The sequence below is a fragment of the Arthrospira sp. PCC 8006 genome, from assembly GCF_046480465.1.
GTDB classification, from domain to species: Bacteria; Cyanobacteriota; Cyanobacteriia; order Cyanobacteriales; family Microcoleaceae; genus Limnospira; species Limnospira platensis.
Window position 1 is genome coordinate 50,558 of the sequence record NZ_PKGG01000008.1, and the last position, 8,637, is coordinate 59,194.

Sequence of the window (8,637 nt, forward strand, 5' to 3'; positions counted from 1 at the left end):
ATTCACTAGGAATTTATGGGCAATGTCTGAGCAAGTTAATTTCCAATCATCTCCGTCCCATATTAATCAAATTGCCTTGGCTTTTAGAAAGGGAGGGTTAATCGGCTTATGTTTGCAGGGTTTTTTTGGGGTTGTACCCATTTTTCTGTTGTTGTTTGCGTTATTTCTCAGTCCCGCCAGAAATAGACGGCTTGACAATCATTTGTGGGTTTAGTTTTGGCTTATGGTTGTTTGTTGGCTCTAGGGTTTACCATTTATTGGTGTTTTCACTATACCCGAATTGGTGATCAACTGACTGACCCAGACCGTCGTCCGAGTAAGGCTAGTGTAACTCGCTCTCTTTGGATTGGGTTAGCTACTAATATAGCGGGTATGATTTGTGCTATGGTTGTGGCAATGTGGAAGGTGGGGGCTCTATTATTTAGAATGCTGTCTGTGCCACCGGGAGCCGCCACGATTTATAATCCGAGTGAGGGGGCGGCTATTTTAAGTCGCAGCGGTCCGATTATTGTGCCTATGGATATGATTACACTACAGGCTGCTGTTAATGCTATGGCGGCGGAGTTGGTGGGGATTATTGTATCTTTATTTCTGCTCTATCAAATTACTCAAAGTTTATCTAATCGGGAAAAAAGGGTGACTGATTTGGGGGGTTAATGAGGAGCGATCGCTTTCAGATTAAGTGATCAAGGCTGAGAGTAAGTGTTAAGCGACCACCGCCAAACCATACTTTTGAAATATATTTATAGCTGTGCTGACTTCTTCTGGGGTGGGTTCTTCGGTATCTTTAAGTTTATATTCATAGCCGATTTGCTCCCATTTATATTCTCCCATTTTATGAAAGGGCAAAATCTCGACTTTTTCTACATTGCTGAAGCCGGACACAAACTTAGCTAATGCCTCCATATTATTGATGTCATTAGTTAAATTGGGTACTAACACAAACCGCACCCATGTCGGTTTATTAATCTCATGTAAATACTTGGCAAAATTCAGGGTTGGTTCTACGGAAACACAGGTGACTTTCCGATAGGTTTCGCTGTGATAAGATTTGATATCTAAAAGCACTAAATCGGTATAATCTAGCACTGGTTTGGCTACATTAATGGGGATATAACCAGAGGTATCTAAGGCTGTATGAATACCCAATTCCCGACAGCGCCGGAAGATTTCTGCCACAAACTCTGGCTGCATTAAGGGTTCGCCGCCAGTGACAGTAATACCGCCATTAGAAAACCGCATATAGGAGCGATATTTGACTACTTCTTGGATGATTTCTTCGACTGTGACTTGTTTACCGCCTGCTACTTCTTGACAGTCGGGGTTATGACAATAAAGACAGCGCAGGGGACAACCCTGGGTAAACACGACAAATCTAATTCCTGGACCGTCTACGGTTCCGCAACTTTCATAGGAATGAATGTTACCCGATATTTGAGTTTGAGAATCAGACATAATTATGATAATAGACAACAGAAACCCGGATTGATTAAAACCGGGTTATTACAGACTAACTAATGATGGATAACCACCGAGTTAATCACATTTAACTGTAGATTAACCCGGTGTATAAATCTCTAGATGCGACTATGGAAAGTACGATTAATCACATCTAATTGTTGTTCGCGGGTCAACTTGATAAAGTTGACGGCGTAACCGGATACACGAATGGTTAGTTGTGGATATTTTTCGGGATGTTCCATGGCTTCGACCAAGGTTTCCCGGTTCAGGACGTTGACGTTAATATGATGGCCGTCGTCGGCGAAGTAACCATCTAAAATTCCCACCAGGTTGCTAATACGATCGCCTTCCTGTTTTCCTAATGCTTGTGGTACAATAGAAAAGGTGTAAGAAATGCCGTCTTGAGAATGCTCATAGGGCAGTTTCGCCACAGAAGCCAAAGCCGCGATCGCTCCTTGTGTATCCCGTGCGTGCATAGGATTAGCACCCGGTGCAAAAGGTTCGCCAGCTTTCCGACCGTCAGGAGTATTACCAGTTTTCTTACCGTAAACCACATTAGAAGTAATGGTCAGAATTGACTGGGTAGGAACTGAGTTCCGGTAGGTTTTGTGCTGACGGATTTTGTTCATAAATTGCTTGACCAAATTGGCAGCAATATCATCAACGCGATCGTCATTATTCCCGAATTTGGGATAATCGCCTTCGATTTCATAATCCACTACCAAACCTTGGTCATTGCGGATCACTTTCACCCGAGAATATTTAATAGCAGAGAAAGCATCAGCTACCACAGACAGACCCGCCATACCACAAGCCATCGTCCGATATACATCACGATCATGCAGTGCCAGTTCAATCCGCTCGTAGGCGTATTTATCGTGCATGAAGTGAATAATATTCAGGGTGTTGACATACAACCGAGACAACCATTCTAAACAGCGATCGAATTTCTCCGCCACATCTTCATATTCGAGATAATCGCCCTTAACTGGAAGCCATGAGGGGCCGATTTGCTCGCCAGTTGTCTCATCTTTACCGCCATTAATCGCATACAGCAGCGCCTTGGCTAAATTCGCCCGTGCGCCGAAAAACTGCATTTGCTTACCGATTTTCATGGCGCTAACACAGCAAGCAATGCCATAATCATCGCCATATTCTGCCCGCATCAAATCGTCATTTTCATACTGGGTAGAACAGGTTTCAATGGAGACCTTAGCACAGTAGCGCTTAAAGTTCTCTGGCAAACGTTCCGACCATAAAATAGTCAGGTTAGGTTCAGGAGCAGCACCCAAGGTGTAGAGTGTGTGCAGGAACCGGAAACTGTTTTTTGTGACTAAGGGGCGACCATCTTCACCCATACCACCAATACATTCTGTTACCCAGGTAGGATCACCAGAAAATAGTTGGTTGTATTCAGGAGCCCGCAGGAACCGCACCATCCGTAATTTCATCACGAAATGGTCGATAATTTCCTGAGCCCCACTTTCGGTGAGAGTGCCATTTTGCAAATCTCGCTCGAAGTAGWTATCTAAGAAATTAGATACCCGTCCCAGAGACATAGCCGCGCCATTTTGTTCTTTGACTGCTGCTAAATAGCCAAAATAAGTCCACTGTACGGCTTCTTGGGCGGTGGCGGCGGGTTTGGCGATGTTCAACCCGTATGATGCTGCCATTTCTTTGAGTTCTTGGAGCGATCGGATTTCTTCGCAGATTTCTTCGCGCCGCGCGATCGTTTCTGAGTCCATTGCGTCTAATTCCAGAGACGCTTGTTGCTCTTTTTTGTCTAAAATTAGGCGATCGACTCCATACAGCGCCACCCGCCGATAGTCACCAATAATGCGACCGCGACCATAAGCATCTGGTAATCCCGTTACCAGTCCAGAATGGCGCGCTAGGAGAATTTCTGGCGTGTAAGCATCAAAAACACCATCATTGTGGGTTTTGCGATACTGAGTAAAGATTTTTTCCGTTTCCGGGTCCAGTTCGTAGCCGTAGGCTTCTAGGGATTTTTTAACTACCCGAATACCACCATAGGGCATAATCGCTCGTTTCAGGGGTTTATCAGTTTGCAAACCCACGATTTGCTCTAAACTGCGATCTATATATCCCGCACCATAGGCATTAATCCCAGAAGGAATTTTAGTTTCTGCGTCTAAAATGCCCTTTTTGCGTTCCTCTGCCATCAGTTCCTTAACCTGATCCCAGAGGTTATTGGTGCGTTCTGTAGCATTAGCTAAAAACCCGCTATCTCCTTCATAAAGACTGTAGTTTTTTTGGATAAAATCACGAACATTTACTTCTTTCGTCCATTTACCCTGTTTAAATCCTTGCCATTCGGGAGTTATATTACCACTACTGTTGTCTGTAGGTGATGTCAGTTTCGTGGGTTTTTCTACAGTTGAAACCATATCTTTAAGTTTCCTCTTGTTCAGTTCTTTAGGGTTGAGGCAGTCTCACAAATTAGCAGCCATATACTCCCCGATAAACACCCCTACAATCCGTGGGAAATTTACCGTTACCAAAACAGTTCACAGACGGGGCAGCATTCACAACCTCAAGCTATATAATTGGCAGACTAGACATGATAAAATGACAAGTCTTGACACCAAACAATTAATGCTATCTGGGTTGCAGGTACTATCTATATAGTTGTTAATCGGGAAATCTGGTGGACAGAGTGCCGCAGGTGTTATTTTTCTTTCTGGCAATAATTTTCAATCACCACCTACGACGCATTTTTGGATTGAACTTCTAACTAATTAAGAGCTATTTGCTGACTAACCTTTTTTCTTTCTCTTCTACTATTAATAACTAAAAATACAGTATTTGTAAATAGTGAAAAGTAGGATTTAGTATCCAGTTTTTGTACCTTATATACTGAAATACCTATAATGAGTAGTATAAAATAGGATAAAGTAGGATTTAGGATAATTTAGGATAATTTAATAGTCTCGTTTTCTGGGCAAAGCTGGCCCCAGGGAGCCGTCTATCAGTCCCTTTCCTAGATCAGAAATTCAAGATCATTTATATGTATTAATTAGAGTGCCCAAAATTAAACTTTTTTTAAGAGTTGAGAGCCGATTTACCCTTGTCAGTTGGCGTATATCATTGTATAATACGACAGTTTGTGGTCGTGCCAATATGTAAAGACGCGCCCCACTCCCAAGCGAAAACTATGAGCAATTCCGAAACAATTTTTACGAAAATCATCCGCCGGGAAATTCCAGCCGATATCGTCTATGAAGATGATCTAGTGTTAGCTTTCCGAGACGTTGCACCCCAAGCACCCGTTCACATTTTGGTAATTCCCAAAAAACCGATTCCTAAATTAGAGGAAGCGACCCCCGATGACCATGGGCTGATGGGACATTTACTGCTGAAGGTGAAACAAGTAGCCCAGGAAGCTGGGTTAACTAATGGTTATCGTGTAGTCATTAATAATGGTTTTGATGGAGGACAAACTGTAGATCATCTTCACATTCATATTCTGGGAGGTCGGGCCATGCAGTGGCCCCCTGGTTGAGGTTAATTTCTAGGTTTCAGCCTTGAGATTTTGGGCAACTTGATTAAGTCGTTGAATACCGATTTTAGTTTCCCGCAAACCATTAGCAGCCTCAGTGGCACTTTGATTAAGGCTATTCATAGCCTGGAAGACTTGCTGAATTGCTTGAGCTTGTTGTTGGGAACTCAGAGAGATTTGTTGTGAATTCAAAACCACTTCATTAATCGCCTCTAGGGTGGCTTCCTGATTGCTAATAATCACATGATTAATGGCATCACTGACATCTGTAGAGGCTTTTAAAACGGGGTTAATGGCTTCGGTAACTTTTTCAAAAGCATTGACGGTCCCCCGAGAAAGTTCGATGGTTTGTTCGGCAGTCTTGCTACCCTCATTAGTGACTAATACGGTACCATCGATCGCCTTTTGAATATTATTAACTAAAGCGGTAATTTTTTGAGCCGACTGTTTACTCTGGTCTGCCAATTTGCGGATTTCCATGGCTACCACAGCAAAACCTTTACCATGAACACCAGCACGGGCGGCTTCTACGGCTGCATTCAATGCTAACATATTAGTCTGGTTAGCCAAATCAGCCGCCATATTAGTAATCATGCCAACTTGTTCAGTTTGCTGGCTAAGTCGAACAATTTGATGAGCAATAGCCTCTACTTTTTCCTTGAGATTCAAGATTTTCTGTAGGGTTAGCTGTACCGCCTCGGTTTCCGACTCAGCGAGTTTTAACACCTGCTGGGCGCTTTCAGAAGAAAACTGACCGAGAGTGAGGACTTGCTGGCCGCTTTCGATGGAAGATTTAGCCATATCTAAGACTTGATTGGCGATATCGGCGGAGGATTCTGCCTGTTCGGCCATTGACCGGGCTGCTTCTCCTAGTTCATCCATTGTAGCAGTAGTTTCATTAATTGCTCCTGCCTGTTGGCTGGCGTTGCGTTCTTGTTGTTCTGTGGTACTAGCAATCTGATTAGAAGAACTCGCAATTATACTAATGCTATCATTAAGAGTCCTGCTAATGCGGGCGGAAATTACCAGAGCCAAAACAATAGCTAGAGTAGCAGCTATAAACATTCCCAATGCAGCCATCATAGTGAGAGCATTCATAGCATTTTCCAACTCTCTATACTTAGCATTGAGAAGCTGTTGCTTTTGCTCGTCAATATTTTCTCCGGTAGCTGCTAACTCACTGACGCTGAGGGCTTGTGCTTCGGCTTGGGCTAAGGGTAATTGATTACTATCAATCAGATTAAATACGTTTCTGGAAATCCGATCAATCTCATTACCAGCTTGTCTGATCTTGGTTAATTCATCCCTCAACCTGGGATCATCAATCTGTCTCATCAAGTTGTCATAATTAGTTGTGAACTGCTCAAAGGCTTGTTTATAGAGACTTTCGTAGTCTTCTAACTCAGGATATAAAAGGCTCATTCGCACATTTCGCAACATTTTAGAAATGCCAACAATTATTTGATCAACTCCTTCCATTTGCAGTTGAGTGGTCTCGACTGCGGCGGTGAGTTCGACGACGTGGGTAGCTTTGTAGTAGATTACTGATACGACTCCAAAAGAGAGTAAAATCGGTATAGCATATCCTATCAATATGCGCCATTTGAGCTTGATGGTTTGGCGTTTAGATTCAATCATTAATCAGTGGTGTATAACAGATGAACAGGTAAATCAAAGGCTTTCAGGTTTCTTAGGGAAAAGGCAATCCTTAAAAAAGGTGCTGGTAGGCTCTGGACTTAGGTAATATATATCATAAACTTGCCTATTTATAGGGATGTTGCAGATAGATGGGATCTGCTAATATCAGCAAGTTAAAATATTTGAGATTCGGGCTAAATCGATGCACTCAAGGGCTAGGGTCGGGCTTGAGTGCCGTAGATGCTAGTCGGAAATCATTATTAATCCTGGCTGTAACTGCTTGTCTAGGTTTATCCCGTTCCCAGTGAATTTTTTGAGCGGGAAAGTAAATGGCCTGATATGCTTTAACTGTCTCCTGTTGAGATAGGCCTTCTTGCGATCGCCTAATAGCTCGTTCTAATGCGGTTTCCCAACTACATTCAATCCAAAAAGAAAGGTCATAGTATGACTGGAACTCTTGTTTTAACAAAAAGATTCCTTCCAAGATAATTATATCAATATTGTCGAATTTATATCTATGCTTTTGATATTCTGTGGCGGTTTCTTGAGTATAATTGACCTCAAGAGAGACTGAGCGAAGTTGGCGCAGGGGAAAGACTAATTGGCTGAATAACTGGTCAAAGCGAATCGCATATTGATAAAAGTGGGCGGCGGGGTTAGTCTGGCTAAATCTTTGGTGGGGTAGATTAAGCCATCCATCAATATTGATGCTGGCTACCCGCAGGTTTCCCTGGCTAAGTATTTTGACAATTTGGGCGGTGATATAGCCTTTTCCAGAAGCGTCAATTCCTGAGATGGCGACTAGGACGGGTTGCTGAGGTGACAGCAATTTACGCTGAATAGCGATCGCATCAATAATATCATTAAGATTAATAGGTTGGTAATTTACTGCCATTGTGTTGTATAATGGGCTAGTTACTAATTGTTATGGCGCGGTTGATTCGGGCTTCTGTCTATCTGGTAAGGGGCGAAAATCTTGACAGAGGGAAGGTTAAATGGCTGAAATGACGGTAACAGATGCTTTGGCAGAATTAACGCTACTGGGTAAGCGCATAGAATCAGCCCGATCAGGGTTAGAAGGTAATACATTAATTACTGTAGTAGAAGTGGGAAAAACTCCTGTGGGCTACAGAAATCGGGATGAGTATAACACTAAAGCACGGGCGGCGGTGCAAAAGGTAGATGCTTTAATTACCCGTCGGCGTACAATTAAAAGGGCAGTGGTTTTGTCTAATGCGGTGACAATGGTATCGGTAGCGGGAGAAGAAATGACTGTGGCTGAAGCGATCGAGATGAAAAACTTTATCGCCTATTATGAGTCGGTTCTGAATACGATGGAATCAGCTTATACTTCGGCGCGCAAAGATTTTGATGTAGCCCAGGCGCGGGTTAAGGAAAGACTGGTTGACACTCCCCAGCCTAAAGGCGTGGGGATTCTTCCTTCAACGACTCGACTTGCTCTGACAGGTTTGCACCAACCAAAGTAGCGGTCAAATCTCCAGAAGCGTTAAGTTTCCGTATGCCCTACGGTACTCAAGGCAGCGTTCAGAATGTTGATGGCTGCGTTATAGTCTCGGTCTAACTCACACCCACACTGACAAATATGGGTTCGAGTTGAGAGACTTTTCTTGACAATCGTGCCGCAGCTCGAGCATTTTTGAGAGGTATAAGCAGGGTTTACCGCTACGGTAATCTTGCCAAATTTCACCCCAAAATACTCCAACCATTTCCTGAACTGATACCAAAGAGCATCGTGAATCGACTTGGCGAGACAGTGGTTTCTCACAATATTCTTAATCCTCAAATCTTCGTAAGCCACCAGATCGTTAGATTGGATTACGCAACGCGCCAATCTCTTGGCGTGTTCTTCACGTTGCCGACTTATTTTGAGGTGTGCTCGCCCGAGTCGATTAACGGCTTTTTTTCGGTTGGCAGAGCCTTTCTGTTTTTGGCTCACCCTTCGGTGAGCGCGTTTCAGCTTTTTCTCGGCGTTTCGGTAAAACCTMAGGTTCGNTTCG

8 protein-coding genes and 1 pseudogene are annotated in these 8,637 nt (G+C 43.4%); 4 read left to right on the plus strand and 5 right to left on the minus strand.

Annotated elements, in window-relative coordinates; all coding sequences use genetic code 11:
- Positions 1-22: 22 nt before the first annotated feature.
- Both B9T16_RS02790 and B9T16_RS02795 read left to right on the plus strand, forming a co-directional pair.
- Positions 23-214 carry a hypothetical protein gene (locus B9T16_RS02790; protein WP_014274139.1) on the plus strand — a complete coding sequence of 64 codons (192 nt, stop codon included), beginning with the start codon at positions 23-25 and terminating at the stop codon, positions 212-214.
- On the plus strand, positions 205-657 hold the full coding sequence (locus tag B9T16_RS02795; protein WP_014274140.1) for a DUF3611 family protein: 453 nt from the start codon (positions 205-207) through the stop codon (positions 655-657). Before B9T16_RS02790 ends, B9T16_RS02795 begins: the two co-directional genes overlap by 10 nt.
- 48 nt (positions 658-705) lie before the next feature.
- Here B9T16_RS02795 and pflA read toward each other — a convergent pair whose 3' ends face one another.
- Both pflA and pflB read right to left on the minus strand, forming a co-directional pair.
- Positions 706-1,455, minus strand: coding sequence for a pyruvate formate-lyase-activating protein (gene pflA / locus B9T16_RS02800; RefSeq protein WP_006618191.1), 750 nt, complete (start codon positions 1,453-1,455; stop codon positions 706-708).
- A 122-nt stretch (positions 1,456-1,577) separates the two neighbouring features.
- A complete protein-coding gene (pflB, locus tag B9T16_RS02805) occupies positions 1,578-3,869 on the minus strand; it encodes a formate C-acetyltransferase (protein WP_410244047.1) in 2,292 nt (763 codons plus the stop codon).
- A 767-nt stretch (positions 3,870-4,636) separates the two neighbouring features.
- Between pflB and B9T16_RS02810 the strand changes: the two genes are divergently transcribed.
- The gene (locus B9T16_RS02810) at positions 4,637-4,984 is read left to right on the plus strand and encodes a histidine triad nucleotide-binding protein (protein WP_006618189.1); all 348 of its coding nucleotides are present in this window, start codon (positions 4,637-4,639) and stop codon (positions 4,982-4,984) included.
- Between the two features lie 9 nt (positions 4,985-4,993).
- On the opposite strand, the gene B9T16_RS02815 is transcribed toward B9T16_RS02810, so the two are convergent.
- Together B9T16_RS02815 and B9T16_RS02820 are read right to left on the minus strand one after the other, a co-directional pair.
- Complete coding sequence (locus B9T16_RS02815) at positions 4,994-6,619, minus strand: methyl-accepting chemotaxis protein (RefSeq protein WP_006618188.1); 1,626 nt, start codon at positions 6,617-6,619, stop codon at positions 4,994-4,996.
- Positions 6,620-6,827: 208 nt separating this feature from the next.
- The gene (locus B9T16_RS02820) at positions 6,828-7,514 is read right to left on the minus strand and encodes a uridine kinase (RefSeq protein ID WP_006618187.1); all 687 of its coding nucleotides are present in this window, start codon (positions 7,512-7,514) and stop codon (positions 6,828-6,830) included.
- Positions 7,515-7,614: 100 nt separating this feature from the next.
- Between B9T16_RS02820 and B9T16_RS02825 the strand changes: the two genes are divergently transcribed.
- Positions 7,615-8,106, plus strand: coding sequence for a hypothetical protein (locus B9T16_RS02825; protein WP_006618186.1), 492 nt, complete (start codon positions 7,615-7,617; stop codon positions 8,104-8,106).
- Here the strand turns inward: B9T16_RS02825 and B9T16_RS02830 are convergent.
- Positions 8,039-8,637: pseudogene (locus B9T16_RS02830) on the minus strand (RNA-guided endonuclease InsQ/TnpB family protein); the annotation flags it as partial. The gene B9T16_RS02825 and the pseudogene B9T16_RS02830 sit on opposite strands and share 68 nt — an antisense overlap.